We start from the raw sequence: 15,587 nt of genomic DNA on the forward strand, positions 1-15,587 counted from the left end.
CGCCCGTCACCCCCGCTCCGCGCCACCGAGCCCCGGCGCCGCCGGTTGCCTCCGTGCCAGCAGCCTGCTCACCCGATGACGCTCCGAGTCGTATAGTTCCTCGGCCAGCACCGTGAACGTCGCAGGAAGGCGGGCGCCCAGCTCGCCGTGCGCCACCCGGTACGGCCCTCTCTCCCCGCCCGGTGCCTGTGCCAGCGCCTCCCAGCCGAGCAGCCCGCCCGGCAGCACGGCGGCAGCCGCCGAGCCGAACACATCCGGGTCCCAGTATCGGGTCGCCAGCACGAGCGCGTACCGCCCGGCCGCTACCGGGTAGGCCGGAAGGTCGGCGAGCACGCGGCGCACCCGGGCGTCGAGCCCGCGTCGCCGCGCCTGACGCCCAAGCTGCGCCAGCGCGTGGTCGGAGATGTCCACCGCCGTAACCGTGCGGCCCGCCGCGGCCAGGGCCAGGGCGCTACCGGACCGGCCGCAGGCCAGCTCGAGCACCGGGCCGGCAGGCAGCCCCGCGGCCAGCGCATCGGTGACAAGCTGGTGCGGCGCGAAGTCCGGGTCGGCCTCGCGGTACCGCTCGTTCCACCGGAACCGGTCCGGGTGTTCGCGCAGCTCGGACGGCACGTCCGGGCCACACGGGCCCGCCGGCTCGCTCGCGCCGCTCATCGCTTCTGGGCGAACTCGACGACGTTTCCGTCCGGATCGGACACGTGCAGGGTGCGCTCACCCCACGGCCGGTCCACCGGCCCGGTCAGGATCCGCACGCCGTGCTCCCGCATCCGCTCGGCATCGGCATCCACATCGTGGGTGCGGAACCCGATCTCGCCGCACGGTGGGGTACCGCCGTCCCGCCCGATCAGCTCGCCCAACTTGGCTGCCTCGAAGAGCGCGAACTTCGTGTTGTCCATGGCGAACTCGATGTAGCCGTCGCCCTCGACCCGGACCTCGAGCCCGAGAACGTCACGGTAGAACGCCATCGCCCGGTCGAGTGAGCGCACGTACCAGATGACGTAGTCGATCCGGCTCATGCCAGCCACGACCCTTCAGCGCTCGTAGACGCCCACGACACGGTTCTGCTCGAGGATCGCGTCCCGGTAGTCGTCCAGGAACTCCGCCCGCGACGGTGTTCCGTCGACCGCACGGTCCAGGGCATAGACCCAGAAGTAATAGCGGTGCGGTCCGTGACCCGCGGGTGGCTTCGGGCCGCCGTACCCGGTCGTGCCGAAGTCGTTCGGTCCGGGACGGAAACGGCTGTCCGCGTCCGGCCCGATCTCGGTGACATCGGCAGGGATCCCGTACAACGTCCAGTGCGTGAAGCCCCTGGGCAACGGCGCGTCCGGATCATGGCAGACCACCGCGAGCTCGGCCGTGCCGGCGGGAACACCGCTGACCCGCAGCGCGGGTGGCGCGTTGTCGCGGTCCTTGGCGTGCCGGTCACCGAGACGCTCGTCCGGCCCGATATCGGCGGTGGTGACCGTCAGGTCCTTGATGTTCAGCCCCACGCCTCGTCCCTCCTTCTCGCCGGGGAACCTGTGGCAACACCCTCAACGTAGTAGACCCCGGCGACCGTCACTCGCCCTCACCCGCGGCGGCACCCGAGGCGCTGAACATGCTCGGGAACATGCGCCGCACCTGCGCGCCGTTCAGCCGCAGGAACCGCGCTTCGGCCTCCACGAGCGCGACATCCGGTTCGGCCACCGTGGTGATACCGCCCTGGGTGACGGTGCGGTTGCCGTCCACCTCCACCGTGTCCGCCCAGATCCGCAGCGGCACACCCAGCGGGACCGGCTTGCGGTAGCGCACGGAGAGATTCGTGGTCACCCCACGGTTGTCCGCCGCTGCCGCGGCGTGGCCGAGCGCCTGGTCCAGCCACAACGCGCTCATCCCCCCGTGGCTGGACGACGGGGGTCCCTCGTGCGCGAGCCCCAGGGTGCAGCGGCCCTCGACGAAGGTCCCGTCGATCTCGAAGCGGATCGGCGGCGCGATCGGGTGTCCCTCCCCGATCACCGGGTTGTACATGCGTACCCCGCCGATCAGGTCGTCCACCGCGGCGGTCTCGGATATCTCCCGCTGCTGCCTGCCCAGCTCCTCGGTCGCCGCGGCCACCTCGTCTGCCACGCGGCGCAGCACGTCCGTGGGCACCTCCGTGCGCACAGCCGCCTCGGTCAGCTCACGGAGCCGCCTGCCCAGCTCGGTTACCGCGTCGCGGCGCTCCGCCAGCTCCGCGGTCTCGGTCACAGCGGCCACCCACGCCTCGCTCGCACCGGGTAGCCCGCCCCCGGGAGTGCGCGAACCCTCCACAACGCCTCCTCGCAGATGGAACTCGTGGCAGCCTGCCACGGGTATCCCCGCTCCCGGCAGTGGAGGTGACCGGCGCCACACGCGGCCTGGTCCGGGCGCTCGCGGCCCGCTCCGGCGGTACCGCAGCGGCTCGCCGATCGGGCGCACCGGGGACTACCGTGGCGGTATGGCCCGGCCGAACGACGAGGTCGCAGCCCTGCTGCAGGAGTACTCCGACCTGCTGTCCATCGGCGGCGGTGCGGCGTACAAGGTCCGGGCGTACGAGAAGGCCGCACGGGCGATCAGCGGCCACCCGCAGGACATCTCGGTGATGGACGCCGACACGCTCCGCTCCGTGCCCGGAGTGGGCAAGGCGATCGCCGACAAGGTGCTCGAGTACCTGCGCACCGGCAGCGTGCGAGCGCTCGACGCGCTCCGCGACGAGATCCCGCCCGGGGTACGCGACCTCATCGCGATACCGAACCTCGGACCGAGGAAGGCGGCCACGCTCTACCACGACCTCGGGATAGCCTCGACCGGCGAGCTGGTGGCGGCCATCCACGCCGGGCGGCTACGGGAGATCGCCGGCTTCGGCGCGCGGACCGAGGAGAACATCCTGCACGGCATCGAGCTCACCCGGCAGCACGGGGAGCGCGTACACCTCGACACCGCGATGGAACGGGCCGAGGAGCTCGTCGAGCGCCTGCTGTCGGTCGGCGGCTGCCAGCGCTGCACGCACGCGGGCTCGTTGCGCCGCTTCGTCGAGACCATCGGCGACGTCGACGTCCTCGCGGCCGCCGACGAACCCGGCCCCCTCATGGAGACCTTCACCGAGCGCGAACCGGTCGAGGAGGTGATCGCGACCGGGGAGACGAAGAGCTCGATCCGCACCACCGACGGCCTGCGGATCGACCTGCGGGTCGTGCCGCTGCGCGCGTGGGGCGCGGCGCTGCAGTACTTCACCGGCTCGCGGGCCCACAACATCCGGACCCGCGAGATCGCGGGGCATGCGGGGCTGAAACTCAGCGAGTACGGACTGTTCGACGCCGAGACCGACCAGCTCGTCGTCTCCGAGACCGAGGAGGAGGAGGTCTACAACCGACTCGCGCTCCCGTGGATACCCCCGCCGCTGCGGGAAGATCGGGGCGAGATCGAGGCCGCACGGAAGCGCGAGCTGCCGGACCTGGTCAGTGAGACGGATATCCGGGGTGACCTGCACACGCATACCGACCTCACCGACGGCGTGTCGCCACTCGAGGACATGGTGGCCACAGCCGCCGAGCGTGGCTACGCCTACTACGCGGTCACCGACCACGCCCCTGGCCTGCCGATGCACCGCATGACCGACGAGAAGGTCCGTGCCCAGCGTGAGCGGGTGCGTGAGCTGGACGGCGCCTACCGTGGCATGCGCCTGCTGCACGGCAGTGAACTCAACATCGGGCCGGACGGTGAGGTGGACTGGCCGGAGGAGTTCCTGAACGGCTTCGACGTCTGCGTCGCATCGGTGCACACGCACTTCGACCAGCCACGCGAGGAGATGACCAGGCGGCTGGTGCGGGCCTGCGAGAACCCGTGCGTGAACATCATCGGGCACCCGACCGCGCGCCTCATCGGCCGCCGCCCCGCCGTCGACGCCGATCTCGACGAGGTGTTCCGCGCGTGCGCCCGCACGCGCACCGCGCTGGAGATCAACGCGTCCCCGCGCCGTCTGGACCTGCGCGACGACGACATCCTGCTGGCGAAGCAGTACGGTGTGCGGTTCGCCGTGGACAGCGACGCGCACTCCGCCGTGCACCTCGCGGGACTGCGTTACGGGGTGGGCACGGCGCAGCGCGCGTGGCTCACCGGCGAGGACGTCATCAACACCTGGCCCCTGCACCAGCTGCGCCGGTTCCTGCGCCCGCCGTCGTAGGCGGCCACAGCCGCCCCGGCACCCTTTCCCCGGACCGGCTACCCCGCGCAGAATCGGTGTGGCCCGCCAACGTTCTACCGCCAGGGGCCCGGACATGCGCGACGACACACGCGATACCGAACTCGCCGCCTACCTCGATGCGAAGCTGGCTGAGCTGCGCACCGCGGTCGGCGACCTCAATGACGACGACATCATCCGGATCATCGGTCACGTCCGCGCCGAGGCCGGTCTCGGTGCGGCCTCGAGTGTCGTCACGGAGCTGCTGCAAGCGTCACGGAACTCCCTGACGGACCCGACAGCCGCCGCGTGCATCCGCACGGCCCTCGCGCGCTACGAGGCCGACTAGCCGCGACCGCGCCAGAGCGGCAGTATGCGAGGCCGGGACGGCGGGCACCGTCCCGAGGCGCTACCGGCCTCAGCCGGTGACGCCGGACCACAGCAGGGCGGAGATCAGCACACCGAGTCCGTTGGTGGCCCAGTGCAGCCCGAGGGGCGCGAGCAGGCTTCCGGTGCGGCGGCGCAGCTCGCACAGCACCACACCGGCGACGCCGGTGAACACCACAACGGCAGCCACGCCAAGCGCCGGGAACGCGCTGCCCGGCCCGAGGATCACGTCGAAAGCCGTGTCCTGCTTGGCGACCTCCAGCGTCGGGAGGATGTGCCACAGCCCGAACATGGCCGAGGAGGCGCCCACCGCCCATGCCCTGCCTGCCGGGCGGCTCAGCATGCCGAGTAGCACGCCGCGGAACGCGATCTCCTCGAGCAGGACCGTCTTGAGCGGGATCACCACGAGGGCCAGCAGCAGCGCCGAGCCGAGCGCCATGTCGTAGCGGGCATCGGCGATCACGGCCCGGGTGACCGGTAACAGCATCCCGGCCAGGTACACCAGCCCGACGAGCGCGATCGCGGCACCGCCGTAGGCGGCTCCCTTGCGCCAGGTGTGCCTGCTGATCCCGAGATCGGCCCAGGTCAACCCGAACCGGTGTGCGAGGCCGAGCAACACGACCGCGATCGCGGGCTCGACGAGCGCCTCGGCCCCGGCCGAGCCGTACGCGGTCACCACATTGGCTCCTGCCAGCAGGGCCACGACCGTGGCGAGCACGGCGAGCCGGTCGGAACGCGGGACGCTCCGGCGCACCGCACCCGCGGATGCGGGATCGACGAGAGTCACAGTGGGCGCCAGTGTACCGGCGGCTTTCCGACGGTCGCCGCTACTCCCGCCCGGACCGGCCGCGCCCTGCTACGCGTGCCGCGCGTGGTACCGCAGGGCCGACAGCGCGGCGTTGTAACCGCACATACCGTGCACACCCGGTCCGGGCGGGGTGGCAGCCGAGCACAGGAAGACCCCCGGAACGCCCGTGGCGTACGGGTCCACGGCCACGCGCGGGCGCAGGAGCGCCTGCACGGGAGAGTTGGCCCCCGTCGCGATGTCGCCGCCGGTGTAGTTCGTGTTGTAGCGCGCCATCTCGGGTGCCGACCGGACGAACGTCCCGAGGACGCGTTCCCGCACACCGGGCGCGAACCGCTCGATCTGGCGGAGCACGGCCTCGGTCGCGTCGCCCTCGTAGCCGTGCGGCACGTGCGCGTAGGTCCACACCGGATGTACGTCGCCCGAGGATCGCTGCGGGTCGGCGAGGTACTGCTGGGCCACGAGCACGAACGGTCGTTCCGGCATGGTGCCGCGGTAGACGTCCCGCTCGGCGCCGGCGACCTCCTCCAGGGTTCCCCCGACGTGGACGGTTCCCGCCTTGCGGCAGTCCTCGTTGCGCCACGGGATGCCGCCCTGCACGGCGAGATCGACCTTGTACGCGCCGGGGCCGCGCCGGTATCGGGTGTACGCGCGCCGCACCCGCGCAGGCAGCTGCGGGCCGAGAATCCGCACCGCGGCGGCCGGGTCGAGGTCGAGCAGCACGACGTCGGAAGGTGGCAGGTCCGCGTAACGGTGCACCGGCCTGCCGGTCTCCACGACACCGCCGTGCTCGGCCAGCAGCGCGACGAGCGCGTCGACGATCGTCTGCGACCCTCCCCTGGCGACCGGCCACCCGTACCGGTGCCCCGCTGCCGTGAGCATCGTCCCGATAGCGGCGCTGACCGGGCGGTTCAGCGGGTAGAACGCGTGCGCCGCGATCCCTGCGAACAGCGCGCGGGCCTCCTCGGTACGCCAGGCGCGCGCCAGCATCGTCGCGGGAAGCACGGCTCGCATCCCGAAGTGGGCCAGCTGCACAGGGTGCTTCGGCACATGCGCAACGGGCCGGAAGAGGTCCTCGGCGAGCGCGTCGAACCCGGCTGCCGGGCGGCCGAACACGGCACGCCACGCCCGCCCGTCCCCGCCGAGCCCGCGCGCCGTGTCGTCGAGCGAGCGCCGCAGCACCCCGGCACCGCCCGAGTCCAGCGGGTGCGCGAGGTCCACCTCGGGCCAGGACCACGACACGCCGTAACGCTCGAGGTCGAGCGAGTGGAAGACCGGCGAGCCGCACCCGGTGGGGTGCACGGCCGAGCACTGGTCGTGCAGCAGACCCGGCAGGGTGAGCTCGGCCGAGCGCGCCCCACCACCGGCCTCGTCGGCCGCCTCCAGCACGGTGACCCGGAAGCCCCGCTGCGCGAGCACGACAGCCGCGGCGAGCCCGTTCGGACCCGACCCGACGACAACCGCCTCACTCACGCCGCGCCCTCTCGGTATCGCGGTCACGCTCGGCGGCCTGCTCGCTGTCTCGGCCGCCCAGCGGCTGGACGGGAATCGTGCCGTCGCCGTCGAGCCACGGCTGGCGCTCGCACATGTCCTTGACGTCCACGTGTCCTTCCTCGATCACTCCGGTGGCGACATCCACGATGCGGTAGTGCTGGCGCTGGTGCTGCATCGGTTGCGACTCCAGAAGGATGACCCGCACCTCGCCTTCCTCGAACCCACAGCGCCGCTGGATCGCCCGGATGAGCTGCTCGTGGTGCAGGTGCCCCTCACCGAAGTTCCACCCGAGCACGACTCCGGCGACGAACTCACCCTCACGCACATCGTAGTCCCGGGTGTCGTCGACGGCACGCGGCAGCAACCCGAGCAGGGCCCTGCCGTGCGTGTGCATCGAACGGAACACCACCGCCTTCTGCATCAGCAGCTCGGCCATCTCCTCACCGTAGAGCTTCGTCAGCTGCGCCTTCTGCGTCGCTGCCGACTTGGTGATGTGCTGGTCCAGCTTCTGCTCGCTGCCCTTGCGGAACGCCCACATCGACGTCGCCCAGTTGCCCGCGTAGTAGCGCATCGCGGGCAGGAACGAGATCAGGTGCGGCTTGACGTTGCCCAGCACGGGACCGATCACCAGCAGCGCCAGCACGACCACCATCAGCACCGGCGATTCCAGCGAGGTCACGCCCACCTCGGCGTAGTTGCCGAACAGGAACAGTGCGCCGAAGATGACGTAGACGTTCCACTCGAGCGGGACGCCCAGCGGGAACGTCGAGATGATGTGCAGGTGGAAGATCACCATGATCACGAGCGCGACCCAGGTCAGCGGCCCGCCGGTGGACAGCAGCAGCACGAGCGGCACCGTGAACTCGATGACCGTGCCCAGGTGAGCCGCCGTCGCCGACAGCTTCGAGGGTCGCATGTCCCTCGGGTAGTCGCGGAACAGCTTGCGCTTGATCCGCTTCACCCGCATGAACGGGCTGTTGCTGATCATCACCGAGACCACGAACGGGAAGTGGCGGTTGAGCTTCGAAGTCGCAGCGCCCCACCAGATCGCCACCATCAACAATTTCAGCGCGACGATGATGTCGGTGGCCGAGAAGAGGAAGAAGAACAGCGGTACCCAGTACTGCTCGCTGCGCGCGGCCAGGAAGATCGTCTTGTCGCGCAGGCCCAGCAGGGGCAGCAGGACCATCAGGGGGATCAGCCGGACCGGATCGATCAGCCCCACCGAATTACCGAGGGCACCGACCTGCACGGCACCGGGTGAGCTCAGCAGCCATACCGCCGAGGCGATCACCGCGACGTACAGCACGATGTCCACGGCGCCGCGGCGATCACCCCGGGTGCCGGGCACCGTGCCCGGCCACGGCGGCAACCGCACCGTGCCCGGCCGTAACCAGTACGTCAGCGCCCCGATGGGCGGCAGGAACCGGAACGTGAGCGGCCCCGAGCCGCAGCCGAAACCGAGGACCTCGAACAGCAGGGTCCAGACGATGACCTTCTGGTAGACGATCGGCTCGGTCCACCACGCGGCGACGTCGGAAACCGGGCCGAGGCCGGGCGTGGCTGCGATGACGAACAGCGCGCCCAGGATGTAGGCGATCATCTTGAACAGGTAGAAGAAGTAGACGCCGCCGGGCGACCCGAAACCGTTCTGGCCCCAGTCCACCACGATCGGCTTGATCCGCTCGAGGATGGGCCTCGAGCGCCATTCGGCGATGTCGAAGTCGGGTTCGCGTGGCGCGAGGAGTCCCATGGTTGTCCTTCCTCGTGGCTCGGATGGTTACTCGGCCCCTCGGGGCGCGAGATGGCCCTGCGCGGCAGGCGCGTCCGCGTTCACCGGGAGCGCAGCGCCGGCTTGTCGATCTTTCCGACCGGGTTCTTCGGCAGGCTCCCGGTGACGACGGTCTCTTCGGGAACCTTGTACCGCGACAGGGACGCCCGGCACAGCTCGTCGAGCTCACCCTCGTCGAGGTCGGTCTCCGGGCGCGGCACGACGAACGCCACCGGTACCTCACCGAGCACGTCGTGGGCGCGCCCGACGACAGCGGCTTCCAGCACTCCCTCGTGGGTGTAGAGGACGGACTCGATCTCCTTCGGGTAGATGTTCTCCCCACCGCGGATGATCATGTCCTTGATCCGGTCCACGAGCACCAGGTAGCCGTCCTCGTCGAGATACCCGACATCACCGGTGTGCAGCCACCCGTCGACGATCGTCTCCGCCGTGGCCTCCTGCCGGTTCAGGTACCCGCGCATGACGTTCGGGCCACTGATCACCACCTCGCCTGCCTGCCCGTCCGGCAGCGCCGCCCCCGAGCTGTCCACGACCGCGACGCGCTGTCCCGGTAGCGGCAGCCCCACGGTCCCGGGCTTGCGTATCCCGTCGACGGGGTTGATCGTCGAGGCGCACGTTCCCTCGGACAGCCCGTATCCTTCCACCACGGGCACGCCGAACCGCAGCTCGAACCGGTCGATGAGCTCCGCGGGCATGGGGGCGGCCCCGCAGATCGCGAACCGTAGCGAGGCCAGGTCCGGGTCGGTGCCGGAGGGCAGGGCCGACAGCATGGCATAGATCGCGGGCACCGCGGAGAAGTATGTGGGACGTACCCGTTGGACGGTGTCGAGGAAGGTCTGCGGGCTGAAGCCGCCCGCGATCGTGGCACGGGCTCGGGCCAGCAACGGCGAGAGGATACTGACCACGATGCCGTTGACGTGGAACAGCGGGAGGATCAGCAGGCTGTGATCGTTCTCGTCCAGGTAAAGCCCGTCGAGGGCCATCTCGCACATCGCCGTGAGGTTGGCGTGATCGAGCATCACACCCTTGGGCTTTCCTGTGGTTCCACTGGTGTAGACCAACAGTGCAAGCGATCCGTCGTCACCCGGAACGGCCGGAGGTTCATCGTCCACTGTGGTCATATCTGCCGCATCGAGCGCCGCGATCTCCATCACCGGGCACGACAGTTCCGTCGAGTCCGTGACGACGAGAGCCGTGCCGGAGTCGCTTGCCTGGTACTCGGCCTCGCCAACGGTCAGCTCCGGATTGATCGGCGTCACCGTCGCGCCGAGCCGCCATGCCGCGAACATCGCGACGACGAACTCGATGCGGTTGGGCATCATCAGCGCGACGACGTCACCCGCACCGACTCCCCGGTCGCGCAACGCCGCACAGGCGCGACGGACCCGCAGCAGGAAGTCCTCGTTGGTCAGCTCCGTGCCGTTTCCCGCCAGGCAGGGCGCAGCAGGATTCTCGCCCGCGCGTATGTCCGGGAGCACCGACCAGTGCATAACGTTCCTCCACCCTCGTCCGGCTCGTTGGTTCGGGGCGAACCCGCATCGTGTTCGGACGAGCGTAGGAACGCGCGGCAAGCGCCGGTAACGGGCGCGGGGAACGAAACTTCGCGCCCGCGTCGTGCTCGAGGCACAATACCCGGCCGCGGAACGCGCCGACGGGATCAGCGTGGGCGCAGTACCGCCGGGCCGAGCCAGTGACACACGTTCAGCGCCAGCTCGACGTGCAACCGCTTCTCCCGGACAGAGTGGCCCAGCTCGTCCTCGGCCTTCCTGATCCGGTACTGGATGGAGTTCTTGTGCAGGTTGAGCCTGCCTGCGGCCGCAGCATAACTACCCCCCTCGGACAGGAACACGCGCAGCGTCTCACGCATCCGGGCGTGCGGGGCGTCGTCGATCGCCAGGGCACCGAGCGTGTCGATCAGCCACGAGCGCGTCGCCGCGAGATCGGTACACATCAACGCGATCGGTCCCGTCTCGTCGAAGCTGACCACGGTGCGCGCCTCCCGGCCTGCGATCAGCGAGACCGACTGCGCCTGGACCGCCTGCCGGTGCGTGGCCCGGAACCCGTCCAGCCCCACAGCAGGCCGCCCCACAGCGGCGCGCAGGGATGTATCGCCGTCCTCTGTCACGGACCTGACGATCTCGCCGTTCACCTCGGTTACGTCCCTGGACACGGGTAGCCACGCCCACCCGCTGGTGGCATCACAGGGCACGAAGAGCGGGCGGGCGATACAGCCGATACGCTCCGCCAGCCGCCGCACGGATGCCTCCAGCACCGCCACCGGGCTGTCCAGGCCCTTGTCCTCGGTGAACCAGAGTACGACGCCGGCATGGTTACGCCCTGTGAGGCGGTAACCGAGCGTCTTCTCGGTCGCCGCGATATCGATGCCGTCCTCGCCGAGCAGCCTGCGGATGTGCGCGGCTCGGACCGCGTCCCTGTTCTGCAGCCAGCGCTCGCGTTCCTCTTCGTAGACGGCGACGACCTGCTGCGAGACCCTGTCGACGTAGGCGAACGTCAGGGCGACCAGGCGTTGCGACACCGCGGCGATGAGCTCCTCGTCGCCGAACGGCAGGAGCTCGAACGCCCGGCGGAGGAACGTGTCCTGGCCGAGCCGGTACGCCCGGATCAGCGCGTCCACGGCGACCCCGTGCTGGGCCAGCCGCTTCGCGTACTCGACGGCCGCCGACGGCGCCTCGATCCTGCCGATGTCGATGCCGTGCTGCAGCACGTGCAGGGCGGTGTCGATGTTCGCCTCGACACTGGCACCGAGCAGGTTGATCAGACGCTCGTCCCCGCCGAGCTGGTCGACCTCGGTCGCCAGGCGGTCGCGTACGGCAGCGGTCAACGACGCGAGCTCGCCGTTGAGTTGCGCGGCAAGGGCCGCGATCTGCCCGTCGACCTCAGCGGAACGGTCCACTACGAACGGCCTTCCATGCGCGTGTACAGCATTGAACGTCTGCCAATAGTACGGTCGGTCCCGTCGCGGTGGAAGCCCGCATGCCTCGGCAGTGCCGTCCGTCGTTTCCCGCACGGTGTCATGCTGCGGTCAGCAGGGCGTGTGCGCCTGCGGCCAGCAGGAGTGTGGCCGCGACAAGGCAGGCGATGCCGCCGCGGCGGAGTACGCGTGCCCGGTGCCTGCGTTCCTGTCCGGGAAGTGCGGCAGGTGCCAGCCGTGGTGCGTGGCGGATGCCCCACGTGCCGAGGGCGACCAGGATCGCGGCCATGGCGGTGAGGATGAGGGTGTTCATTCGCCGTCGGGGTCCGGTTGCCGGGGTTGTACTCGCTGCTGGTCACCGGGGCCGGGTTCGAGGTTCGGCGGCGCGTCGGGGTCGTCGGGGCGGTACTGGTCGGCGTAGACGACGTCGGCGGCGCGGATGCGCTCGGCGAGCCAGTCACGCCATGCACTCAGGGTCTGCTCGTTCTGCAGCTGGGCGCGCAGGTCCTCGGCGACCTCGTCGAAGGTGGCCTCCTCGGCGGGGTGGACGTTGTCGACGCGGCCGACGTTCCAGCCGTAGTCGTTGTGTACGGGGCCGAACACCTCGCCCTCCTCGGCGCTGAATGCGGCCTGGCCGTACTCCTTCTCGAGCTGGTCCTTGCTGAGCCTGCCGAGGTCGCCGCCGTCCTCGCGGGTGCTGCCGTCCAGGCTGGACTCCCGGGCGAGCTCGGCGAAGTCGGCGCCCGACTCGAGCTGCGCGATGACGTCCTCGGCAGCTGCTTCGCTGTCGACGACGATGTTGCGGATCTCGCGGGTCTGCGGCACGCCCAGCTCGTCCCGGCGTTGCTGGAAGGCCTCCTCGAGCCGCTGCCTGCCGACCTGGCGGTGGTCCTCGGTGACGGTGTTGAACAGCTCGCCGAGCTCGAGCTGCCGTGTGATCTCGTCGAGCACCGCCTGCTCGGTGGCGCCTTCCTGGCCGAGCGTGTCGATGAACTGGTTGTAGGCCTCCTGCCCCTCCCCGAGCTCCTGTTCGATGAAGGACGTGAGGGTGTCGCGGGCCTCCTTGCCGGAGACGGCGATGTCACGCTCGTCGGCCTCGCGTTCGAGGATCAGGCTCACCGCGTAGGACTTGGCGGTGTCCCGCCGGAACCGGTCGCGCTCGGCTTCCTCCTCGGGCGGGGTGATCCCGTACAGCGCGCCCAGTACCTCGATGCGCTGTTCCAGCTCGGTCTCGGTCACCCGGCGCCCGCCTGCCTCGAACGCCACCCCGCCGGGCAGGCGCACCGGCAGGAACGAGAGCACGCCCTGCCCGGACTGCAGGCCGGCCAGGGACCGGCCGCTGCCCAGCCACAGCGCGGAGCCGCTCAGCACAAGGACCAGCACCAGCGCCACCACCAGCACGCTCCGCGCGCGCCTGCCGGCCGGTACCAGCCTGCGCAGCCCGCGGGTGGTCCCGGCGTCGGACACGGTCCCGGCGTCGGACGCGGTTCCGGTCTCGGCGCCGGTCTCGGCGCCGGTTTCGGTCTCGGCGTGTTCCTCGGCAGGCTGCGTATCGCCCTTGCCTGCGCTGTTCTCGTTGCCGCCGTCGTCGCGCGGACCGGTGGGTGGTTCTTCTCCGGTGGTCATGTCGATGCCCCTACGGTCTCGGTGGCCACTGCGGTGTGCCGGGGTGCGCTGGGGGTCTCGCGTGGTGGGCAGGCCCAGGTCACGCAGGCCGCTGCTGCCAGGGACAGCGCGACCGCCCCTGCCAGGACCAGGCCGAACTCGGCGATGGCGGCCAGATCGGACAGGGCGAGCACGGCATAGCCGGCCATCGAGGTGGCGGTGGCCAGCAGCACCGAGCGCCGCAGCGCGGGATCGCCGCGCCGGGACGCCTCCGACAGTAGTACCGCGAACTCGCAGCCGACCGCGGCGGTCAGCGCTCCGAGGGCCACGGTCAGCGGGCTGAGCGCGATCCCGGCCAGCTGCTGCGCGAGCAGGCCGGCACCGGTGGCGATACCGGCGGCCAGCGCGGCCCGCAGCGCGTCGGCGCGGCGCCGCAACGCGATCGCCACCACCAGGCTCGCCGCGGCGATGCCGGCCAGGTTGCTCCACAGGCGGTTGTCCGACAGTAGCTCGTGGGCACGGGCGATCGCCACGGGCAGGCCGGTCACGGCGGTCTCGTACCCCTCGGGCGGGTCGGGCACCAGGCCGGTGAGCTCGTCGCGCAGCACGCGCAGCTCTCCTGCGTCGAGGGTGTCCACGCCGAAACTCAGCAGCGCCATCCCGCCGTCGCCGCGGAACACCGCCCCGGTCAGGTACGGCGGAAGCAGCCGTAACGCGGCCGATACCTCCTCTCCGGTGGGATCGGCACCGAGGAACGGCAGCACCATCGGCGGGGTGACCACCGGGGTGAGCCGGTCGCCGTGCGCGGCCAGTAGCGCGTTCTGCGCCTGCCTGCTCCAGTCCAGCGTCTCGGGAGTACGTACCTCGTCCCCGGTCAGGGTCACGGCCACCTCCCCGCGCGAGCCGAGCACCGACGCCACCGTGTCGGCATCGTCCAGCGCGGGCAGCCCCTCGGCGAAGCGCTCCATGCTGCTGTCCAGCTCCATTCCCGGCAGCGCCAGCCACCCGGCCGCGGCGACCGCGATCGCACCCGCGAGGGCCCCTGCCCTCGCGGGAACCGACGGTGACCTGCGAGCCGGTGGCGCCGGGCCGGCGGGTGCGGAGGCACCGTCCGTGGCCGGTTCGCGGGCACCTGCCCGCGCCACCCGCAGCAGCACCAGGCCGGTCGCCGCCGAGACCAGCACGCCCACCGACAGCATCAGGCCCAGGTCGCGCACGAACGGCAACGGGGACAGCAGCAGGGTGGCGAAGCTGGCCGAGGTCGCCGCCACCACCGCCGCCACGGTGCGGGCCGAGACGCGCTGCGCCAGGTATGTCGGGTAGTAGGCGGCCGTGCCGAGCAACACGGTCAGAAACGCCAGCACGCCGAGCGACAGGGGCCGCTGGGCCCACCCGAACGCCGCCAGCGTCAGCCCGATCGCCAGCAGCGCACTCGCCACCGGCAGGGCCCGGTACCGCCAGGACGTCCAGGGAACCAGCAGGAAACAGCCGGTCACCAGCAGCACAGCGACCCCGCCGAGCAGCGGGATCTCGCTGCGCACCTGGGTACCGAGCGCCGAGGCCACCGCGGGCACGCCCGAGACGGTCACCTCGGCGGCATCGACCCCGGCGTCGTCGACCGCCCCGCGCACCCGCTGCACCAGCCGCTGGGTAGCGGCCTCGTCCAGCCCGGCGCGCGGGCGCACCAGAATGGCCACGGACTCGGGTGTCGGGACGACGAACCGCCACTGTTCCCGCGGCTCGCCGGCATCGTCGAAGACGACCCGGTGAGCGAAGTCGGGATTGTTCAGGGTGGGCAGGCCCGCGGGCATGGCATCGACAACCAGGCCCCCGTAGCGAGCGCTGAACTCCTCGACGGCACGCTGCCCGGCCCGGGCGGCCTCCTCTTGCGAAGCCCCGTCCTCCAGCGCCTGCTGCTCGGCGTGCTCGGCCAGCGAGTCCCGCCTGCCGGACAGCTCGGCCAGCAGGTCCTGCATCCGCCCGGCCACCTGGTTGAGCAACGTCGCCGGGCCGTAGGTCACCGCCACATCGGGCAGCTGTGCCAGCTCACCCTCCAGGCCCATCAGCGGGCCCGCGTTGCCCTCACCGAGCAGCCGGCCCGGCTCGTCACCCTCCAGCAGCACCACGACCGGCTCGCCACCGAAGGCGGCACCGACCTCCTGGAGGTCACGCACGGCCTCGTCCCGGGCCGGCAGGAACGAGTCCATGCTCGTCTCCAGCCGCACCTGGGCCAGCCCGCCGAGCAGGAACGCGGCGACCAGCAGCAACGCACCCGCTGCCAGCATCGTGCGCCTGCGCGGACGCCGCACCCTGGCACGCAGGCCGCTCGCCACGCGAGCCGCAGAACCCATCAACGCGTCCCGTCCCCGCGCGGCCGGCGCGCACCCGGCACGGC

The 15,587-nt window shown here is 71.1% G+C and carries 14 protein-coding genes; 2 read left to right on the forward strand and 12 right to left on the reverse strand.

Translation table 11 applies throughout. The features are described from left to right. Positions 1–6: 6 nt before the first annotated feature. The 4 genes from H0B56_RS13110 to H0B56_RS13125 form a co-directional block, all read right to left on the reverse strand. Positions 7–654, reverse strand: coding sequence for a methyltransferase domain-containing protein (locus H0B56_RS13110; RefSeq protein ID WP_180893303.1), 648 nt, complete (start codon positions 652–654; stop codon positions 7–9). Continuing rightward, on the reverse strand, positions 651–1,016 hold the full coding sequence (locus H0B56_RS13115; RefSeq protein ID WP_180893304.1) for a VOC family protein: 366 nt from the start codon (positions 1,014–1,016) through the stop codon (positions 651–653). Before H0B56_RS13115 ends, H0B56_RS13110 begins: the two co-directional genes overlap by 4 nt. 15 nt (positions 1,017–1,031) lie before the next feature. Then, positions 1,032–1,490, reverse strand: coding sequence for a YbhB/YbcL family Raf kinase inhibitor-like protein (locus H0B56_RS13120; RefSeq protein WP_180893305.1), 459 nt, complete (start codon positions 1,488–1,490; stop codon positions 1,032–1,034). Between the two features lie 67 nt (positions 1,491–1,557). Further along, entirely contained in the window at positions 1,558–2,289 is a 732-nt protein-coding gene (locus H0B56_RS13125) for a hotdog domain-containing protein (protein ID WP_343063879.1), read from the reverse strand. A gap of 166 nt (positions 2,290–2,455) precedes the next feature. On the opposite strand from H0B56_RS13125, the gene polX reads away from it, so the two are divergent. Together polX and H0B56_RS13135 are read left to right on the forward strand one after the other, a co-directional pair. After that, positions 2,456–4,180 (forward strand): DNA polymerase/3'-5' exonuclease PolX, encoded by a 1,725-nt coding sequence (gene polX, locus H0B56_RS13130; protein WP_180893306.1) that lies wholly within the window; start codon positions 2,456–2,458, stop codon positions 4,178–4,180. Positions 4,181–4,274: 94 nt separating this feature from the next. Then, entirely contained in the window at positions 4,275–4,526 is a 252-nt protein-coding gene (locus tag H0B56_RS13135; RefSeq protein WP_180893307.1) for a hypothetical protein, read from the forward strand. A gap of 69 nt (positions 4,527–4,595) precedes the next feature. Here H0B56_RS13135 and H0B56_RS23495 read toward each other — a convergent pair whose 3' ends face one another. From H0B56_RS23495 to H0B56_RS13175, 8 genes are all read right to left on the reverse strand, one after another. After that, a complete protein-coding gene (locus H0B56_RS23495; protein ID WP_219632701.1) occupies positions 4,596–5,351 on the reverse strand; it encodes a CPBP family intramembrane glutamic endopeptidase in 756 nt (251 codons plus the stop codon). Between the two features lie 69 nt (positions 5,352–5,420). After that, complete coding sequence (locus H0B56_RS13145; protein ID WP_180893308.1) at positions 5,421–6,842, reverse strand: FAD-dependent oxidoreductase; 1,422 nt, start codon at positions 6,840–6,842, stop codon at positions 5,421–5,423. Continuing rightward, positions 6,835–8,616, reverse strand: coding sequence for a DUF3556 domain-containing protein (locus H0B56_RS13150; protein WP_180893309.1), 1,782 nt, complete (start codon positions 8,614–8,616; stop codon positions 6,835–6,837). Before H0B56_RS13150 ends, H0B56_RS13145 begins: the two co-directional genes overlap by 8 nt. Positions 8,617–8,696: 80 nt before the next feature. Then, entirely contained in the window at positions 8,697–10,145 is a 1,449-nt protein-coding gene (locus tag H0B56_RS13155; protein ID WP_180893310.1) for a class I adenylate-forming enzyme family protein, read from the reverse strand. A 167-nt stretch (positions 10,146–10,312) separates the two neighbouring features. Continuing rightward, entirely contained in the window at positions 10,313–11,569 is a 1,257-nt protein-coding gene (locus H0B56_RS13160) for an RsbRD N-terminal domain-containing protein (RefSeq protein WP_180893311.1), read from the reverse strand. A gap of 118 nt (positions 11,570–11,687) precedes the next feature. Next, positions 11,688–11,900, reverse strand: coding sequence for a hypothetical protein (locus tag H0B56_RS13165; RefSeq protein ID WP_180893312.1), 213 nt, complete (start codon positions 11,898–11,900; stop codon positions 11,688–11,690). Further along, positions 11,897–13,213, reverse strand: coding sequence for a peptidylprolyl isomerase (locus H0B56_RS13170; RefSeq protein ID WP_180893313.1), 1,317 nt, complete (start codon positions 13,211–13,213; stop codon positions 11,897–11,899). The genes H0B56_RS13165 and H0B56_RS13170 overlap by 4 nt, the downstream gene beginning before the upstream one ends. Beyond that, entirely contained in the window at positions 13,210–15,543 is a 2,334-nt protein-coding gene (locus H0B56_RS13175) for an RND transporter family protein (protein ID WP_180893314.1), read from the reverse strand. The genes H0B56_RS13170 and H0B56_RS13175 overlap by 4 nt, the downstream gene beginning before the upstream one ends. Between the last annotated feature and the right edge of the window lie 44 nt (positions 15,544–15,587).

Source organism: Haloechinothrix aidingensis (assembly GCF_013450155.1).
Classification (GTDB): domain Bacteria; phylum Actinomycetota; class Actinomycetes; order Mycobacteriales; family Pseudonocardiaceae; genus Haloechinothrix; species Haloechinothrix aidingensis.

Coding starts and splice junctions, on each gene's coding strand:
- H0B56_RS13110 (WP_180893303.1), bottom strand. CDS start 654: ATGAGCGGCGCGAGCGAGCCGGCGGGCCCGTGTGGCCCGGACGTGCCG.
- H0B56_RS13115 (WP_180893304.1), bottom strand. CDS start 1,016: ATGAGCCGGATCGACTACGTCATCTGGTACGTGCGCTCACTCGACCGG.
- polX (WP_180893306.1), top strand. CDS start 2,456: ATGGCCCGGCCGAACGACGAGGTCGCAGCCCTGCTGCAGGAGTACTCC.
- H0B56_RS13135 (WP_180893307.1), top strand. CDS start 4,275: ATGCGCGACGACACACGCGATACCGAACTCGCCGCCTACCTCGATGCG.
- H0B56_RS13150 (WP_180893309.1), bottom strand. CDS start 8,616: ATGGGACTCCTCGCGCCACGCGAACCCGACTTCGACATCGCCGAATGG.
- H0B56_RS13155 (WP_180893310.1), bottom strand. CDS start 10,145: ATGCACTGGTCGGTGCTCCCGGACATACGCGCGGGCGAGAATCCTGCT.
- H0B56_RS13165 (WP_180893312.1), bottom strand. CDS start 11,900: ATGAACACCCTCATCCTCACCGCCATGGCCGCGATCCTGGTCGCCCTC.
- H0B56_RS13170 (WP_180893313.1), bottom strand. CDS start 13,213: ATGACCACCGGAGAAGAACCACCCACCGGTCCGCGCGACGACGGCGGC.
- H0B56_RS13175 (WP_180893314.1), bottom strand. CDS start 15,543: ATGGGTTCTGCGGCTCGCGTGGCGAGCGGCCTGCGTGCCAGGGTGCGG.